Origin of the sequence: Lysinibacillus sp. NPDC097162 (assembly GCF_044762185.1) — a bacterium.
Lineage (GTDB): Bacteria > Bacillota > Bacilli > Bacillales_A > Planococcaceae > Lysinibacillus.
On the sequence record NZ_JBIWDT010000012.1, the window covers coordinates 1 to 17,741 of the forward strand.

Annotated in this window: 20 protein-coding genes and 1 rRNA gene; 20 read left to right on the top strand and 1 reads right to left on the bottom strand. The window is 36.5% G+C overall.

Translation table 11 applies throughout. From position 1 onward, the window contains the following. The 13 genes from rrf to rsmI all read left to right on the top strand — a co-directional run. A 5S ribosomal RNA gene (rrf, locus tag ACIQXW_RS23710) occupies window positions 1-94 on the top strand; the annotation flags it as partial. A gap of 177 nt (window positions 95-271) precedes the next feature. Beyond that, entirely contained in the window at window positions 272-805 is a 534-nt protein-coding gene (locus ACIQXW_RS23715) for a sigma-70 family RNA polymerase sigma factor (protein WP_401022379.1), read from the top strand. Continuing rightward, complete coding sequence (locus ACIQXW_RS23720; protein WP_402766230.1) at window positions 798-2,366, top strand: S26 family signal peptidase; 1,569 nt, start codon at window positions 798-800, stop codon at window positions 2,364-2,366. The genes ACIQXW_RS23715 and ACIQXW_RS23720 overlap by 8 nt, the downstream gene beginning before the upstream one ends. 193 nt (window positions 2,367-2,559) lie before the next feature. Further along, on the top strand, window positions 2,560-3,984 hold the full coding sequence (locus tag ACIQXW_RS23725; protein WP_402766232.1) for an aminotransferase class I/II-fold pyridoxal phosphate-dependent enzyme: 1,425 nt from the start codon (window positions 2,560-2,562) through the stop codon (window positions 3,982-3,984). Between the two features lie 17 nt (window positions 3,985-4,001). Then, a complete protein-coding gene (gene tmk / locus ACIQXW_RS23730; RefSeq protein WP_401022385.1) occupies window positions 4,002-4,631 on the top strand; it encodes a dTMP kinase in 630 nt (209 codons plus the stop codon). 311 nt (window positions 4,632-4,942) lie between these two features. Further along, window positions 4,943-5,272 carry a cyclic-di-AMP receptor gene (locus ACIQXW_RS23735; protein WP_024362572.1) on the top strand — a complete coding sequence of 110 codons (330 nt, stop codon included), beginning with the start codon at window positions 4,943-4,945 and terminating at the stop codon, window positions 5,270-5,272. Between the two features lie 112 nt (window positions 5,273-5,384). Further along, window positions 5,385-5,825: a YaaR family protein gene (locus ACIQXW_RS23740; RefSeq protein WP_340821465.1), complete on the top strand. Its 441-nt coding sequence runs from the start codon at window positions 5,385-5,387 to the stop codon at window positions 5,823-5,825. A 155-nt stretch (window positions 5,826-5,980) separates the two neighbouring features. Further along, the gene (gene holB, locus ACIQXW_RS23745) at window positions 5,981-6,985 is read left to right on the top strand and encodes a DNA polymerase III subunit delta' (protein ID WP_402766236.1); all 1,005 of its coding nucleotides are present in this window, start codon (window positions 5,981-5,983) and stop codon (window positions 6,983-6,985) included. Continuing rightward, window positions 6,978-7,793: a PSP1 domain-containing protein gene (locus ACIQXW_RS23750; protein WP_340821463.1), complete on the top strand. Its 816-nt coding sequence runs from the start codon at window positions 6,978-6,980 to the stop codon at window positions 7,791-7,793. The genes holB and ACIQXW_RS23750 overlap by 8 nt, the downstream gene beginning before the upstream one ends. Before the next feature lie 27 nt (window positions 7,794-7,820). Beyond that, the gene (yabA, locus tag ACIQXW_RS23755) at window positions 7,821-8,177 is read left to right on the top strand and encodes a DNA replication initiation control protein YabA (RefSeq protein WP_228134245.1); all 357 of its coding nucleotides are present in this window, start codon (window positions 7,821-7,823) and stop codon (window positions 8,175-8,177) included. A 63-nt stretch (window positions 8,178-8,240) separates the two neighbouring features. Further along, window positions 8,241-8,990, top strand: coding sequence for a tRNA1(Val) (adenine(37)-N6)-methyltransferase (locus tag ACIQXW_RS23760; protein ID WP_402766240.1), 750 nt, complete (start codon window positions 8,241-8,243; stop codon window positions 8,988-8,990). After that, window positions 8,974-9,237 carry a GIY-YIG nuclease family protein gene (locus ACIQXW_RS23765; protein WP_340821460.1) on the top strand — a complete coding sequence of 88 codons (264 nt, stop codon included), beginning with the start codon at window positions 8,974-8,976 and terminating at the stop codon, window positions 9,235-9,237. Before ACIQXW_RS23760 ends, ACIQXW_RS23765 begins: the two co-directional genes overlap by 17 nt. After that, window positions 9,234-10,109, top strand: coding sequence for a 16S rRNA (cytidine(1402)-2'-O)-methyltransferase (gene rsmI, locus ACIQXW_RS23770; RefSeq protein ID WP_401022392.1), 876 nt, complete (start codon window positions 9,234-9,236; stop codon window positions 10,107-10,109). The genes ACIQXW_RS23765 and rsmI overlap by 4 nt, the downstream gene beginning before the upstream one ends. A gap of 267 nt (window positions 10,110-10,376) precedes the next feature. Here rsmI and ACIQXW_RS23775 read toward each other — a convergent pair whose 3' ends face one another. Beyond that, complete coding sequence (locus ACIQXW_RS23775) at window positions 10,377-10,655, bottom strand: transition state genes transcriptional regulator AbrB (protein WP_024362580.1); 279 nt, start codon at window positions 10,653-10,655, stop codon at window positions 10,377-10,379. A gap of 346 nt (window positions 10,656-11,001) precedes the next feature. On the opposite strand from ACIQXW_RS23775, the gene metG reads away from it, so the two are divergent. From metG to ACIQXW_RS23810, 7 genes are all read left to right on the top strand, one after another. Continuing rightward, window positions 11,002-12,978, top strand: a complete 1,977-nt coding sequence (gene metG / locus ACIQXW_RS23780) for a methionine--tRNA ligase (RefSeq protein WP_402766245.1) — start codon at window positions 11,002-11,004, stop codon at window positions 12,976-12,978. A 253-nt stretch (window positions 12,979-13,231) separates the two neighbouring features. Further along, complete coding sequence (locus ACIQXW_RS23785) at window positions 13,232-14,002, top strand: TatD family hydrolase (protein WP_402766247.1); 771 nt, start codon at window positions 13,232-13,234, stop codon at window positions 14,000-14,002. A gap of 135 nt (window positions 14,003-14,137) precedes the next feature. Continuing rightward, window positions 14,138-15,349, top strand: coding sequence for a resuscitation-promoting factor (locus ACIQXW_RS23790; RefSeq protein WP_340821455.1), 1,212 nt, complete (start codon window positions 14,138-14,140; stop codon window positions 15,347-15,349). A 167-nt stretch (window positions 15,350-15,516) separates the two neighbouring features. Next, window positions 15,517-16,083 (top strand): ribonuclease M5, encoded by a 567-nt coding sequence (gene rnmV / locus ACIQXW_RS23795; RefSeq protein ID WP_340821454.1) that lies wholly within the window; start codon window positions 15,517-15,519, stop codon window positions 16,081-16,083. Further along, complete coding sequence (gene rsmA, locus ACIQXW_RS23800) at window positions 16,076-16,957, top strand: 16S rRNA (adenine(1518)-N(6)/adenine(1519)-N(6))-dimethyltransferase RsmA (protein ID WP_340821453.1); 882 nt, start codon at window positions 16,076-16,078, stop codon at window positions 16,955-16,957. The genes rnmV and rsmA overlap by 8 nt, the downstream gene beginning before the upstream one ends. 156 nt (window positions 16,958-17,113) lie before the next feature. Continuing rightward, window positions 17,114-17,374: a biofilm formation stimulator Veg gene (gene veg, locus ACIQXW_RS23805; protein WP_010857021.1), complete on the top strand. Its 261-nt coding sequence runs from the start codon at window positions 17,114-17,116 to the stop codon at window positions 17,372-17,374. Between the two features lie 113 nt (window positions 17,375-17,487). Continuing rightward, window positions 17,488-17,667, top strand: a complete 180-nt coding sequence (locus ACIQXW_RS23810) for a small, acid-soluble spore protein, alpha/beta type (protein ID WP_004229193.1) — start codon at window positions 17,488-17,490, stop codon at window positions 17,665-17,667. Window positions 17,668-17,741 lie beyond the last annotated feature (74 nt).

Here is a 17,741-nt window from a genome sequence, read left to right on the forward strand (position 1 = left end):
TCACACCCGTTCCCATACCGAACACGGAAGTTAAGCTCTTTAGCGCCGATGGTAGTTGGGGGCTTCCCCCTGTGAGAGTAGGACGTCGCTAGGCACATTCAAAACATCGAAGAGAAATCTTCGGTGTTTTTTTGTTTTTGCTAAAGTAATTGATTCCTTCCCATTAGTTAAAAAAGTACATAAAAAGAAAATGAAACTATAGCTCATTTGTATCCGTCTATTGAGTAAAATTTATATTTAGTAATTTAAACATGATAGAAGGGGGGATTGTATGGAGCAGTATGAAGCACAAACTATGAAGGAAATTATGCATACATATGGAGATTATTTAATGAGATTATCGTATTTATATGTTAAGGACTGGGCTACAGCTGAAGATATTGTACAGGATGTCTTTATTAAGTTTTTCGAAACGCATCATCAATTTGAGGAACGTGCTACATTAAAAACTTACTTAGCTAAAATAACAATTAATCGATGTCATGATTATTTACGTAGTTGGAAAAGTAGAAGACAAATAATTTCGAACTACTGGTTAAATCAAATCTATGCAGAAAAGTGTTCAATAGATAGTGAGATGTTACAACGTTTAGAGAAGCTGGATATTGCTAAAAGTGTTCTACAGTTATCTGTGAAGTACCGTGAAGTAATTATATTGTTTTATTATGAAGAACTGACCACTGCGGCGATTGGAGAGTTACTGAATCTATCTGAGAATACAATTAAAACAAGATTGAGACGTGCAAGGGAGATGCTAAAACAGAGGTTAGATGAAGCAGAATGGGAGGTGTTACGGCATGAATAAAATAAAGCATGAGTTTGATAAGTTATTTAGTGATGAATCAAGATTTTCAGAGGCAAATGAGAAACGAGTCATGCAAGAAATAATAGCTAGAAGAAATACTAGCCGTAAACGTTCATGGCAGTATCCTCTTATTATGTGTGGCTCTATTTTTCTTATAGTATTGCTTGCCGTGATTGTGTCGTTTGAATCAAATATATCCAAAGAAGAGTCACTAGCATTATGGTTGCAAAAAAGTGGCGCAGATGAAATTCTTTATGAAGAAATGAATGTGTTGCAAAAGGAAGATGCCCTTGTTGTTTATAAAGTACAGACAGATTCGAGTTTGCTAGTTCATGCTGCATATTTAATTTTTAAGGATGGTGAATGGATTTCCACAGACCATTGTACAAATGGTTTTGGTACAGAAGATGCAACTGTGCATTATTTAAACTCTAGACAGGCGCCTTATTTATATTGTGGTACAGAGAGAAGCAACGGTTTAAAGAAAGTTATAGTTGGAAAACAGGAAGGGAAGATATTGGAGGTAGCCAATGCTGGGATGTTTTGGTTCGCCTTTAGCAAGCAACCTGTAGCACGTGTAGTTTACGAATATATTGATGGATCAATGCAACGGATGAATTCCATTGAATGGGCGTCCACAGACATTGATGATAGGGTCCCAGTGATAGGTAATATGACGGGACAACAATATAAAATACAGTATACAAGTAATACGATGAACCGTGGTAACCATGAATATACGTCCTATCCTATTGTTATTGAACCAAATGTTGAAAATTTAAATAGAGGCGACGTTGTATATGTTAATGCCGAGGATGGAACAAAGACGATAGCACGTATTGTAGGATTGCCTGGAGAAAAGATTGCCATTCAGGATGGAACGATCATAGTAAATACAATACCCCTAGATATATACTATGGTTTTGCCACACAAATGGGCTTCGATGTGTTTGAAGCATATATCGACAAGCTGAAAGAGGATGGTGCGACTTTTGATGAAAATGAAATTCGTAAATATTTTTTTTGGAATATGGATGAATTGCCTCTTGATGCAGGCGAATATTATGTAGCAGCAGATAATTGGGGACACGGTATAATGACGAAAATTACCGATTCTCAAATTATAGGGAAAGTGCTAGGTTATGAAGCATTAGAGATAACTAATGAATGGTCCAAAACGGAAAGGGCATTATATGATGCTTTTAGAGAACAAAATGATGTGGAAATATTTCGTGATGTAGATCCATTGACGATAGCTCGTGTTCAGTTATACGCTAAATTTTTAGCCGATGAACAAACGGTGTATCGGCTATATACAACGCGGGAAAACTATTCGAAATGGAGCGAGGCCGAGCATATGCGTCAGCATACACAAGTAGAGGCAGAAAGAAATAGATCTTGGGCATTGGAAATGGCGAAAGCGATGAAAAATGGGACATTTAAAGAACTGCCCGATCATGGAGGAGTCATCCTTTTTACACAAAATGAAAGTGACATGGGCTATCAAATGGTGAAAAATGAAAATGGTATTTGGCAAGTTGCCTTTATGCCAATTCAGTAGCTAAAATTAGTGGAACTCTTTTGAATCGTTTTAGCAGGGAGTTTTTATATCAATGCGAATTTAAAATCAAATGCTTTAATTGTTTTTTTTCTACACCTTAAATCTTAAGCTATCCTATTTTGTAGGATAGCTTTTTTATCCTGCAATAATCCCGTATAATTAAAGGATAATAAATTGAAAAGGGTGTCTTGTTTTGCAAAAGAAAAAGCCAATTGTAGAAGGTTTAGAGCGTTTTCGACAACAACAAAATATATCTTTTCATGTACCAGGACATAAACATGGTGAATTGTCACATCTACCACAAGCTTTTAAAGATGTCATGCGTTACGATGTGACAGAATTAACAGGACTAGATGACTTGCATTACCCTGAAGAGATGATTTTAGAGGCTGAAAATTTACTGGCTGATACATATAGCGTGATGAAAAGCTTTTTTTTAGTAGGTGGCTCTACGGTAGGAAATTTAGCTATGATTTATGCTACATGTAAAAGAGGCGATACGATTATCGTACAACGTAATGCACATAAGTCTATATTTCACGCAATTGAGCTAGTTGGAGCAAAGGCAGTATATGTTTCTCCTCAGTGGGATGATCGAACATTAACAGCAACACATGTCTCTTATCACGATTTAAAACAGGCAGTAGATTGTTATCCAGAGGCAAAGGCAGTTGTATTAACATACCCCACATATTACGGTATGACATCGAACGAAATTTCACAGCAAGTGGCATATTGTCATGAAAAGAAAATACCTGTTTTGGTAGATGAGGCTCATGGTGCTCATTTTAGTGCCTGTTCTTTATTTCAGCCATCTGCATTGACCTTTGGTGCAGATGTTGTTGTACAGTCAGCACACAAAACATTGCCAGCTATGACAATGGCTTCTTTTATGCATGTGAACTCAGAATTAGTGAATGTTGAAAGCATTCATCACTATTTACGCATGTTACAATCCAGCAGTCCATCGTATGTATTGTTAGCTTCTTTAGATGATGCACGCTATTATATACAGACATATATGGAGAGTGATGGCGCATATATAATAGAGAAAAAAAATCAATGGGCTGAAGCATTACGTGCAATTGGCTCACTTGAAGTAATTGAAGTAGATGATCCTATAAAGTTATTGCTCCGAGTCAAAGGTTATAGTGGTTATCAATTACAAGAAGCATTAGAAGCTAAGCATGTTTATGCCGAGCTTGCAGATGCACACCAAGTATTACTTGTATTGCCACTTTTAAAGCAAGGGTACAGTTACCCGTTTGCAGATATACGCGTTCGCATTAAAGATGCTGTTACAGCATTATTAAACACTGAAAAAACAGAAATACAAGCTGTTTCCCAAACTGCTTACAATTTTGTAGCTATTACAGAACCAATGTATTCGTTCGATGAAATAGCGAATATGAAGAAGGAATGGCTACCCTATATGCGAACGATGGGACGTACAGCTGCAAGTATGATTATTCCTTACCCTCCTGGTATACCATTACTTGTTCCAGGTGAGAAAATTACAGTGGCTAAACTAAGTCAACTAGAAGAATTACTTGCAACAGGTGCAACTTTCCAAGGAAATCACCGATTAGAAGAAAAAATGATTGAGGTCATTAAATAGTTGGAGGCAATAACAGCATGAAGTGCAATTTATTTATTACATTCGAAGGTCCAGAAGGTGCTGGCAAAACAACCGTTATTAAAAAAATCGCTGAACGGTTATCACTAGAAAATATAGATGTTTTAGCAACGAGAGAACCTGGAGGCATTGAAATCGCTGAAAAGATTCGTACAATCATTTTAAACCCAGAGCATACAGCAATGGATGAGCGTACAGAAGCATTATTATATGCGGCAGCTAGAAGTCAGCATTACTTTGAAAAAGTACGACCTGCTTTAGATGCTGGAAGAATGGTAATTTGTGATCGCTTTATCGATTCATCATTAGCTTACCAAGGATATGCACGTGGCATTGGTGTAGATGAGGTACTTTCCATTAATGAATTTGCAATAGGGAAAAAATTACCTGACTTAACAATCCTATTTGATATTTCTCCAGAGGTTGGTTTAGCACGTATTCATGCACATGGTGACCGAGAAGTGAACCGTCTCGATGTTGAAAGTCTGGCTTTTCACAAAAAGGTGCGTGAAGGATATTTACAATTAGTAAAACGTTATCCAGAACGTATAAATGTCGTCAATGCAGACCAAAGTATTGAGCGTGTAGTTGAAGATGTATGGGCAATATTGTACGAAGCAATACAGTAAAAACATGAAGTCGGCTACCATATTGTGATATAATGGTAACATACGGTGACAGATGAACTGCATCGGATAGAAGAGGACCTTTCCTTATAGGTGCTAAGAAGAATGCAATTGAACTAATTATCATCGGTTACGCAAATCAATGATAAAATGAAGAAGTGAATTTTTCTAGCGCAATTTATACTTCGTGGTAATAATACGAGAGCTTAAATAATTTTGTGCTTTTGTTTTAATTGAAGTTAAAATTGATGGTAGAAGTTGCTGTTTTTGAATAAATTCTATCAAGGCCAATTATATAAAAGGGGTGAGTGCGAATGAAGTTAGTCGTAGCTGTGGTACAAGATCAGGATAGTAGCCGCTTATCGAATGCTTTAACGAAAAATCAGTTTCGCGCAACAAAATTAGCGAGTACAGGGGGGTTTTTACGCTCTGGTAATACGACGTTCTTAATTGGAACAGAAGACTCTCTCATACCCAAAGTTTTAGATATTATCCGTGATAATTGTCGAGCGCGTGAACAGTTGGTTGCACCTGTTTCACCATTAGGTGGTAATGCAGATTCCTATATACCATATCCAGTGGAGGTAGAGGTAGGGGGCGCTACTGTATTTGTTTTACCGATTGAACAATTTCACCATTTTTAACGGTATTTAAATAAAAGATAAATATGTTGTTCAGTAAGAATTGCCAAGCAGACAGTACGAATTCACACATAAAGATGAATTTTATAAGAAAGCAATTGGGGGCGAAAGCAGCTTGAAGATCAATCAAGATATACGTGTCGGGTTAAATACTAATCGTACAGAGCCTCTTCAAAATAATAATCAAAACAACCGATTCGGTGATATGGTCGTTAAGCAAGGTTCAAAATTGCAAACCGAACAATTAACACGATTGTTGGGGGATATTTCTACTGCTGGTGACCGTGTTGCAAGATCCCGAAATTTGCGAGAGCTTGCTCGTTTTAAAATGCTTGTGAAGCGTTTTTTACAGGAAACTGTAGAACATGGAATGGAATTAAAACAATCACATACATGGAATCGCTTTGGTGAGGGAAGACGATTAAAGATTATTGAAACAATTGATAGTCGTCTTGTGGAACTTGCACAAGATATCTTAGATGAAGAAAAAGAAGCGATTGACCTACTCGATAAAATCGGAGAGATTAAAGGTCTATTAATTAATTTATATATGTAAAACCCGTGTCTTGTTCACTTGTAGGCGCGGGCTTTTTTCAAATTGATTCAGTAGGGTTTTAAATATTAAAATTGGTGGAATGTATTTCTACTGAAATAAATTTACTTGTACAAGTCTAAAAGGCTTTATTGATATAGGAAGGAATTTAATAAAAAATGGCGAAGAATGTTGAAGAGCTTTTCACACTACAGCCAGTCGTAATGAAGCAGCTTCAAACGATTTTTGACAAAAATAGATTAGCCCATGCATACATTTTTGATGGCGAAAAAGGGACAGGAAAAGTGGATATTATGCGTTTTTTTGTAAAATTAATGCTATGTGAACATCCACAAAAAAATGTTCCATGTGAAACATGTCGAAATTGCAGACGAGTAGATTCGGGAAACCATCCGAATATTCATCAAATTTATCCTGAAGGTCAATTTATTAAAATTGATCAAATGCGTGATCTTATAGCTGAGATGAAGATGATGGGTGTAGAGCAAGGACGGAAAATTTACGTACTCCATCACGCAGATCGCCTCAATATAGCATCAGCTAACATGATTTTAAAGTTTTTAGAGGAACCGGATGGAGAAGTTACGGCTATTTTGTTAACAGAGCAGATGCAATCCATATTACCTACAATTCGTTCGCGCTGTCAGCATATTAAGTTTCAAAAAATGCCTAGACAAGTATTGTTAAAGCATTTGCAAGAAAACGAAATTCCCCACTCCATGGCTTCTACAGTTAGCATGATGACGAACGAGCTCGAAACAGCTATTTTTTTAGCAAAAGATGAGCAGTTTGCACAGGCTCGAAAAACAGTGTTAAAATTAGTAGAGGCAATTCGCCAAAATGTACATGAAGCTATGATTGTTGTGCATGAGGAATGGTTGCCACTATTTAAGGAAAAAGGCGAAATGGAGCAAGCATTGGATTTACTACTATTTGCTTACCGTGATATAGTGTCAATAAAAGCTAATCCCGAAGCAGCTTGTACTTATCCAGACATGTTACAGACTTTTAAAGAAGCTGCGTTACATTCGACTTTCGAACGCCTATCTAGTCAAATGGAGGCTATTTTACAGGCGCGCGCATCTTTACAGCGTAACATGAATAGGACGTTAATGATGGAGCAGCTAATGCTTAATCTGCAGGAGGGATATACATTTGTATAATGTAGTAGGAATCCGCTTTAAAAAAGCGGGTAAAATATATTATTTCGATCCAGCATCATTTCTACTAGAAGACAGTCAATATGTCATTGTAGAGACAGCTCGCGGTGTAGAATATGGTAAGGTAGTTGTCCCTCAAAAAGTAGTAGGGGAAAATGATGTCGTATTACCACTTAAACAAGTACTACGACCAGCAGATGAACGGGATCGAATCCAAGTTGAAGAAAATGCAATCGAGTCAAAGCGGGCATTTGAGCTAGCAAGTGCAAAAATCATAGAACACAAACTAGAGATGAAACTTGTTGATGTAGAATATACATTTGATCGTAATAAAATAATTTTTTATTTTACAGCAGAAGGTCGGGTCGATTTTAGGGATTTAGTAAAAGATTTAGCCTCTGTTTTTAGAACACGTATCGAGCTACGCCAAATTGGTGTACGAGATGAAGCAAAATTATTAGGTGGTATCGGTCCATGTGGCCGAATGCTATGCTGTTCAACATTTTTAGGTGATTTTGATCCAGTGTCTATCAAAATGGCAAAAGATCAAAATTTATCTTTAAACCCATCAAAAATATCTGGGTTATGTGGTCGTTTAATGTGCTGTTTAAAGTATGAAAACGATGAGTATGAAGAAGCAAAAGAAGGTATGCCAGATGTTGGTGAAATGACAATGACACCAGATGGCCGCGGAAGAGTTGTAGGTTTAAATGTGCTGGAAAGAATTGTTCAAGTATATTTACAAGAGCAGGAGCGCACGGTTGAGTATACACTAGAAGAACTGCTGGCATGCGAAAAAAATCTTATATAAGATAGAGAATTTAACGAGGTGGCTTGGGTGAAGGACCGTAATTTCTTAGATACCGTTATGGAGTTCGAACAACAGCTCGAAGCAATGCAGGAGCAATTTGGTGCATTGAAGCAATTTGTAGCGTTAATGATGGAAGAACATAAGGCACTCGAAACAGAAAATCATCACCTTCGTACACGTCTAGAAGAACTCCTTTCTAAAGAGAACACCGTACAGGCTGCAGATGAGAAGAAAGAGATTCCATTAGATATTGGCGAGGGATATGATAACTTAGCACGTCTATACCAAGAGGGCTTCCACGTTTGTCATGTTCATTTTGGGAGTTCACGTAAAGGTGAAGACTGTCTGTTTTGTCTATCATTTTTAAATAAGCAAAATGTGTAATAGAAGACTGATTCCCGCTTCGGTGGTGTCAGTCTTTTGTTTTGTATAGTAGGAGGAAGATTCGTGGAAAATTGGTTAAAGGATGATGAAAGGCTAGATTATTTGTTGGCAGAGGATTTACGTATTATTCAAAGCCCATCTGTCTTTTCTTTTTCATTGGATGCAGTGCTAATTTCGAAATTTGTCAATGTACCTTATTATAAAGGAAAAATTGTTGACTTGTGTTCGGGTAATGGTGTCATACCACTATTTTTAAGTGCCAGAACGAAAGGACAAATTACAGGTGTAGAAATACAACCACGTTTATTTGATATGGCAGAGCGAAGTATTCGTTATAATAACTTAGAGGAACAAATCCAAATGGTCCTTGGTGATGTAAAAGAAATTCCATCACAATTAGGGGTCGAAAAATATGATGTAGTAACATGTAACCCGCCGTATTTCTTAGCACATGAAGCGAGTGATAAAAATTTAAGTGAACATCATGCTATTGCACGACACGAGCTACATTTAACACTCGATGAAGCGGTTCAGTCTGCAAGTAAATTATTAAAGCAAGGTGGAAAAGCAGCATTCGTTCATCGACCTGGCCGCCTTTTAGATATTGTCACTGCGATGCGGGCAAATCGATTAGAACCAAAAAGAATGCAGCTAATTTATCCGAAAGAGGGGAAAGAAGCCAATACCTTATTAATAGAAGGAATAAAGGATGGTAAACCAGATTTGAAAATATTACCCCCACTTTATGTCTATGATGCAAACAATGAATATACAGCAGAAGTGAGAGAAATGCTCTATGGAAAAAACGAATAGCCATTTCTTCTATGTATTAGAATGTGCAGACAAGTCGTACTATGCAGGTTATACAAATAATATAGACAAGCGTGTTGCCGCACATAATGCAGGTAAAGGTGCTAAATATACAAAGGCAAGGGGACCTGTAGAATGTATATATGTCGAAGCTTTCGACACAAAACAAGAAGCGATGCGAGCAGAATATGCTTTTAAGCAGTTAACACGGACGCAAAAAACAAAATATATAGGGAGGGATAAATCGTGAAATCACAAAAAAGTACGATGCACACTCATCAAGGATACTTATATCTAGTAGCAACACCAATTGGGAATTTAGAGGATATGAGTGTACGTGCACTTCGTATATTAAAAGAAGCGGATGTGATCGCTGCTGAAGATACACGTAATACAAAGAAGCTTTGTAACTATTTTGAAATTGATACACCACTTGTGAGTTACCACGAACATAATATCGATGCTGGGGGAGAGAAGCTATTAGGCTTTTTGCGAGAAGGAAAAACGGTGGCATTAGTTAGTGATGCTGGTCTACCTTGTATTTCTGATCCTGGAGCAGATATTGTCGTAAAGGCAATCGCGGAAGGAATTGCGGTAGTACCAATACCAGGTGCCAATGCAGCAATATCAGCTTTAATTGCGTCAGGATTAACACCTCAGCCATTTTTCTTTTACGGTTTTTTAAACCGGGGAAAAAAAGAGAGACGACAGCAATTAGAGCAATTAAAAAATCGACAAGAAACTATCTTATTTTATGAGGCGCCACATCGCTTAAAGGAAACGTTAAAGGATATGGAATTAATTCTTGGCAATCGTCGTATTGTGCTAGCACGTGAACTGACAAAGAAATTTGAGGAATTCCTTCGTGGTACCTTAACAGAAGCGGTTGAGTGGTCACAAACCGAAGAAATTCGAGGAGAATTTTGCATTGTTCTAGAAGGAAATCAAAATGCAGAAGAAGACAATCAAGAAGAGGCATATTGGAAAGACATGAGTGTTGTGGAACACGTCGATTATATTATTGCTGAAACAGACGTTACTTCTAAGGAAGCAATTAAAGAAGTAGCAAAACTACGTCAAGTAGCAAAACGAGATATTTATAATACTTATCATAGTGAGTAAGTATCAATAAAAGCTGGGTTGTCTCAATAGAGGCAACCTTTTTTTGATTAATTTATACAAAATTTTACAATATACTGTAATTTTCTTTGTTAAAATAAAATATTTAAAATTGATAATAATTGTAAAAAAGAGTAATCTTAATAAAAGATGTCTGACATGGACATTATAAGGGAATCATGTATATTACTTTTCCATTATAAAAAGAAATTTTTATCAAATAATAAAAACACCTAAATCTTTATTCTCGATTTAGGTGCTAGAAAGAAATTATTTTTTTAAGCTAGATTGGATTTCTTTCATTAACATTTCTGCGCCTTCAGGACTTAAAATTAATTTGCCTCCAACTAGACGGAAGTTATCATCAGAAACTTCGCCAGTAACAGCACATGTCATATTAGGCATATATTTTTTTAGGATGATTTTGTCATCATCTACGTAGATTTCTAAAGCGTCTTTTTCAGCGATACCTAATGTACGGCGAAGTTCGATTGGAATTACCACACGACCTAATTCATCGACTTTACGAACAATTCCTGTTGATTTCATAATTATTTTTCCTCCTAAAAGTAAAAGTTATATTGTATTTCGTCAAATTTCGACATTATTTCTTTGTCTGATAGTTATCATACCAAGTAATGCCATAAACGTCAATTAATTAATACAGTAATAATCTCTTAATTGTAAAAATTTTTGAGAAGAAAACTGTTATTTCAATTTTTTTAAAAGGTTTTTATTATAGATTTTATTTTATAGTAAAAAAGCTTCTTATAAAATACATTAAATGGATTAGTATAATATTCGACAATTTTCGCATTCAATAAACTTTCATTGAAACGAATTTCGTACTTCGATAGAATAGATATTATACTGTGAAACATTGGAGGCAGTTCTCGTGAGCGAACAAAACAAAACATTCTATATAACAACCCCGATTTATTATCCAAGTGGAAAATTTCATATTGGTACGGCGTACACGACAGTGGCGTCTGATACGATAGCACGTTATAAACGTTTACGCGGATATGATGTACGTTTCTTAACAGGGATGGATGAACACGGACAAAAAATTCAAGAAAAGGCAGCAGAAGCTGGCAAGCATCCTCAGGAATATGTAAATGAGATTGCCGAGGCAGCAAAAAAACTTTGGACATTAATGGACATTTCATATGATGATTTCATTCAAACAACAGAGGAACGTCATAAAAAAACTGTCGAAAAGATTTTCCAAAAGTTTTTAGATAACGGCGATATTTATAAAGGTGAGTATGAAGGCTGGTACTGCACACCTTGTGAGTCATTTTTTACAGAGACACAATTAGAAGATGGTAAATGTCCAGATTGTGGACGTGCCGTACACAAAGTGAAAGAGGAATCTTACTTCTTTAATATGAAGAAATACGCTGATCGACTATTAGCTTATTATGAAGAAAATCCTGATTTCATCGAGCCAGAATCACGTAAAAATGAAATGATTAACAACTTTATTAAACCAGGGCTTGAAGATTTATCAGTTTCCCGTACTTCATTCGACTGGGGTATTAAAGTGCCTGGAGACCCAAAACACGTAATTTATGTTTGGGTAGATGCATTAACAAATTATATTACTTCTTTAGGATACTTATCAGATGATGAAACATTATTTAATAGATATTGGCCAGCGGACGTGCATGTAGTTGGAAAAGATATTGTACGTTTCCATACAATCTATTGGCCAATATTCTTAATGGCTCTTGATTTACCATTACCTAAAAAAGTTTTCGCACATGGATTTATTATGATGAAGGACGGTAAAATGTCTAAATCAAAAGGAAATGTTGTATATCCTGAGATGCTTATCGAGCGTTATGGATTAGATGCAACGCGTTACTTCCTATTAAGAGAGCTCCCATTTGGCTCTGACGGTGTATTTTCTCCAGAATCGTTTGTTGAGCGAACAAATTTTGATTTAGCAAATGATTTAGGCAATTTATTAAACCGTACGATTTCTATGATTAACAAATATTTTGATGGCAATATTCCTACAGAAAATCTTCAATCTACTGAATTTGATGAGGCATTAAAAGTGCATGCAGAATCAGTACGTATTAAATATGAAGAAAGTATGGAAAAAATGCAATTTAGTGTCGTATTAGCCGACCTATGGACGCTAGTATCACGCACAAATAAATACATTGATGAAACACAACCATGGGTTCTTGCTAAAGATGAGGCAGATAAGCCAAAATTAGGGGCTGTTATGCGAAATTTGGCAGAGAGCTTGCAACATATTGCAGTCATGTTACAACCATTTATGACATCTTCACCGACACGTATTATCCAACAATTGGGTCTAGATGACAAATTCTTAGCATGGGAAACAATTGAAACATTCGGTAATACTATTCCAGCAAACATTAAAGTGGTAGAAAAAGGAACGCCGATTTTCCCTCGTTTAGATAGCGAAATTGAAATTACTTATATTCGAGAGGAAATGCGTGGCTCAGTAAAAACTTCTCAGGAGGAAGAACCAAGCGTAGAATCAAAAGCTGTTGAGGTTCCAGAAATTCCGGAAATTTCAATTGATGATTTTATGAAAGTTGACTTACGTGTGGCAACGGTTACAGCATGTGAGCAAGTCCCTAAAGCAGATAAATTATTAAAGCTTCAGGTTGACCTTGGTTATGAGCAACGCCAAGTAGTTTCGGGTATTGCAAAGTACTATTCTGCTGAAGAATTAGTCGGGCAAAAAGTAATCGTAGTTGCAAACCTAAAACCTGTTAAGTTACGTGGTGAATTATCACAAGGAATGATATTAGCTGGCGAAAAAGATGGAATTTTAAAGCTTGCATCCGTTGATCCAAAACTTGAAAATGGTGCAAAGGTAAAATAAAAAACGAAGTATGGCCTGCTGAGTAGAAAATATTCAGCAGGCCATTGTAAATTTGGACTAAAAATGGTTGTTTAATTATTTTAGGATAATTTATGCAATGCGTAAATTGACGAATTTTAGGTATATGGTAATAGTTATGGCGAATATATATATGTGTATTGTCATAATACTAAATTGTTTGTAACAAAATTGTAATACTGATGAAAAATATGAAATAATATTTTTTAATAAAATCAATGTTAGGAGAATGGCAATGTTTATCGATACACATGTACATTTGAATGCAGAGCAGTATCAAGAAGACTTACAAGAAGTCATTGATCGAGCTCTTGAAGCAAAAGTTGAAACTATGGTAGTTGTAGGATTTGATCGTAAAACGATTGAAAAAACAATGGAATTAGTAGAGCAATATGATTTTATTTATGGTGTTATTGGTTGGCATCCAGTAGATGCCATTGATTGTACTGAAGAGGATTTAAAATGGATCGAAGAATTGGCAGCACATCCTAAAATCGTCGGAATTGGCGAAACAGGATTAGACTATTATTGGGATAAATCACCAAAAGATATTCAACAAGCCCTTTTTCGCAAGCAAATTCATTTAGCGCAAAAAGTAAATTTACCAATTATTATTCATAACAGAGAGGCGACAGCAGATGTAGTCAACATTTTGCGCGAAGAAAACGCAGCTACTGTTGGAGGCGTAATGCATTGTTATAGCGGAAGTGTAGAAACTGCCCGTCTATGCATTGGAATGAATTTTATGATTAGTCTAGGTGGACCAGTGACTTTTAAAAATGCACGTATGCCGAAAGAAGTCGCAATGGAAATACCTTTAGAGCACTTAATGATTGAAACAGATGCGCCATATTTAGCGCCACATCCATATCGCGGTAAACGTAACGAACCAGCATTGGTGCCGTTAGTTGCAGAGGAAATTGCACGTTTAAGAGAAATATCAATTGAGGAAGTTGCACAAGTAACGACTGCCAATGCAAAAAAATTTTTTAGGATTGACGATTAACTAGCTAAAGTGCCTCCAATACTGTGTTTGCGGTTGGCTAAAATAGCATGGTCAAATTTTTTTGAAATACAATCGGGTTGACAGTGCTAATTCTAGTCCGTATAATCCAACTTTGTATTAAGGAGGCGTTTTTTCATGTCAAATAATTCCATGAAAAACTTGTTCTTAGGATCATTGAGGAGTAAGCAAACAGTGATAAGAATTGTTTCACTTGTCCTGTTTGTATCAGTAATTTCATTCGTACTTTTCCAAGGTACTAAAAAAACCGTAACGCTTAGCGCTAACGGGGAAGCAATTGAAGTAGCAACACATGCCAAAACTGTAGAAGAACTATTACAAAATCAAAATATAGACGTAGCAGCGCATGATAAAATATCACCCTCTCTGAATGCCAAAATTGTTAATGGATTAGCAATTACTTGGGAACAGGCAAAAGAAGTAACAATTTCAGTTGATGGAAATCAGTCAAAAGTTTGGACAACTGAAAAACTAGTGAAGAACATTTTGAAGGAAGCAAATATCGAAGTATCAGAGCATGATACATTAAAGCAGAGCTTGGATACAGAAGTAGGAGCAGATAACAAAATCGATATTCAAAAAGCGTTTCAGTTAACGCTTGTCGATGGTTTAGAAAATAGACAAGTTTGGTCCACTTCGACTACGGTCGCTAACTTTTTAAAACAACAGGGAATTCAGCTAAATGAATTCGATCGTGTCGAGAATAACCTGGAGGACGTTATCACTCCAGAGAGTAAAATCGCAGTAGTTCGCGTAGAAAAGGTTATCGATGTAGTGGAAGACTCATTAGATTTCGCAATTGAAAAGAAGCAGGATGCTTCTTTGCTAAAAGGAAAACAAAAAGTAGTAACTACGGGCGAGAAGGGTAAAATTTCTCGAACGTATGAAGTCGTTAAAGAAAACGGCAAAATTGTCGCGAAAAATTTACAATCTGAAAAAGTCATAAATGAGCCAAAGAAACAAGTAGTTGCAGTTGGTACTAAACAATTAGTAGCAAGCACTACAACTGTGTCTCGTGGTTCAGCGGAGCCATCTAGTGGGAAAGAGTTTTATGTAACTGCAACCGCTTATACACCTTACTGTAAGGGTTGTTCAGGAACATCAGCTACTGGCATTAACTTACGTTCAGATTCTGGCTTAAAGGTAATTGCAGTAGATCCATCTGTTATTAAACTAGGCTCAAAAGTTTGGGTAGAAGGCTATGGAACAGCGATTGCTGGGGATACTGGTGGGTCAATTAAGGGTAATAAGATCGACATACTAGTACAATCAGATGCACAAGCTCGTAATTGGGGACGCAAGAAAGTGCGCATTAAAGTATTAAATTAAAAAAATTGTAAAAAATATCAAAATGTTTTCACTAAGCATTGGCTTTCCTGTATTGACTGGCAGGAAAGCTTTTTTCATGTATACGACGCAATAGCTTTGTATTTCTGTACAATCATACAGGGCAGTTGTAAAATGGTCTGAAGATAAGGTAGAAAAGAGGAGCCTTTTTGCAAATACAAGAAGTGATTGTCGTTGAAGGAAAAGATGATACAACCGCCATTAAGCGAGCTGTTCAGGCAGATACGATTGAAACGAATGGATCTGCCATTTCAGAAGAGACGCTTAAACGTATTCAGCATGCACAGGATAAACGAGGTGTCATAGTGTTCACAGACCCTGATTACCCAGGACGCAGAATTCGAGCAATTATTGAACAACACGTACAAGGTGTTAAACATGCCTTTTTACCAAAATCCAAAACAATTGCGAAGAATGGTAAAGGTTTAGGTATTGAGCATGCGGCAGATGAGGATATTCGTGAGGCGTTAAGTCTTGTTTATACGCCAAATAGCACTGAGCCCATTGCTGATGATATTACACTAGAAGATTTAATGACTGCTCGCTTAATTGGTCATCCATCGGCGAAAAGTCGCCGAGATCGTCTAGGAGAAATTTTAAATATAGGTGCAACAAATGGTAAACAACTTCATAAAAGATTGAAAATGTTTCAAATAACAGAACTGCAATTTGGTGCAGCTGTCGCACAGGTAGATCAGGAGGAAAATAATGCATAAGGATATTGCAACACCGATTCGAACACAGGAAATTTTGAAGAAATATGGATTTTCGTTTAAAAAAAGTTTAGGACAAAATTTTTTAATCGATCCAAATATTTTAAGAAACATCGTTAGTCATGCAAATTTAACGGAAAATAGTGGCGCAATTGAAGTAGGACCAGGCATTGGCGCATTAACAGAGCATCTAGCACGCAGCGCAAAAAAGGTCGTATCGTTTGAAATAGATCAGCGCTTATTACCAGTACTAGCAGATACGTTAAGTCCATATAATAACGTGTCTATCGTTCATTCCGATATTTTAAAGGCTGATGTGGCAAAGGTCATTGAGGAAGAAATGCCAGGCATTGAAGATATTATGGTTGTAGCTAATTTGCCTTATTATGTTACAACGCCTATTTTAATGAAATTGCTAAATGATCGTTTACCAATACGTGGATTTGTTGTGATGATGCAGAAGGAAGTCGCTGATCGCATTACAGCAAAACCAGGAACAAAAGAATATGGTTCACTATCTATTGCAATTCAGTATTATGTAAAGGCTGAAATTGCTATGACTGTGCCGAAAACTGTATTTATGCCACAACCAAATGTAGATTCAGCAGTTATTCGCCTTATTAAGCATAATGAGCCACCGGTAAATGTTATTGACGAGGATTTCCTTTTCGTAGTAACACGTGCTTCATTTGTACAGCGCCGTAAAACAATTTTAAATAATTTACAATCGGGTCTACCAAATGGTAAAGCAAATAAAGAAAAAATAATTGAAGCTTTAGAATCTGTGAATATTGACCCAACTCGTCGTGGTGAGACGTTGTCAATTCAAGAGTTTGGAAAGTTAGCGGATGCCTTATACCCAACCTTTGCAAAGTGAAAAAATATGTTACATTTTCAGTCGAAATGAAAAAAAAACGTATTTTTTTGAAAAAAATAAGTTGACAACATTTATAGAGGGCTGATAAAATATTATATTTTGTTGACATTTTTGGGCGCATCCCTTATACTAGGTAATAGTGAGGTGTAAGCGAAAATGCCAAAAACTTTAGCGGACATTAAAAAGTCGTTGGATTGTCATTTGGGTAAACGTTTGCAGTTAAAAGCAAACGGAGGTCGCAAGAAAACGGTCGAGTGTGCAGGGATATTGCGTGAAACATATCGCGCAATTTTTGTAGTTGAACTTGATCAAGAAGACAATACGTGCAAACGCGTATCGTATAGCTACACAGATATTTTAACTGAGGCAGTAGAGATTACATTTTTAGACGAAGCACAGGCTGCTGTCGCGAAATAGTTTCTAGTACTTATTTCTATATTTTGAAGCACTCATGTATGTTAAAAACTACATGAGTGTTTTTCGTTTTATCGGACATACTAATTTCGTCAGTTGTTAAAGGAGGAGTTTGCATGCCTAGAAAGGGAATCATGTCACCTCGTTTAAAAGAAGAGATCGCCAAAGAACTTGGATTTTATGATGTTGTGCAAAAAGAAGGTTGGGGCGGAATTAAAGCTCGAGATGCTGGTAATATGGTGAAACGTGCCATTGAGATGGCAGAAAGAGCAAGCAGTGAGCAAGAGCGTAAGTAGTGTACTTCGCATTAAATAACTTGCTTACATTTTTACTTCATTCAGCTAGGAATTGAGCCGATGCTGAACACAAC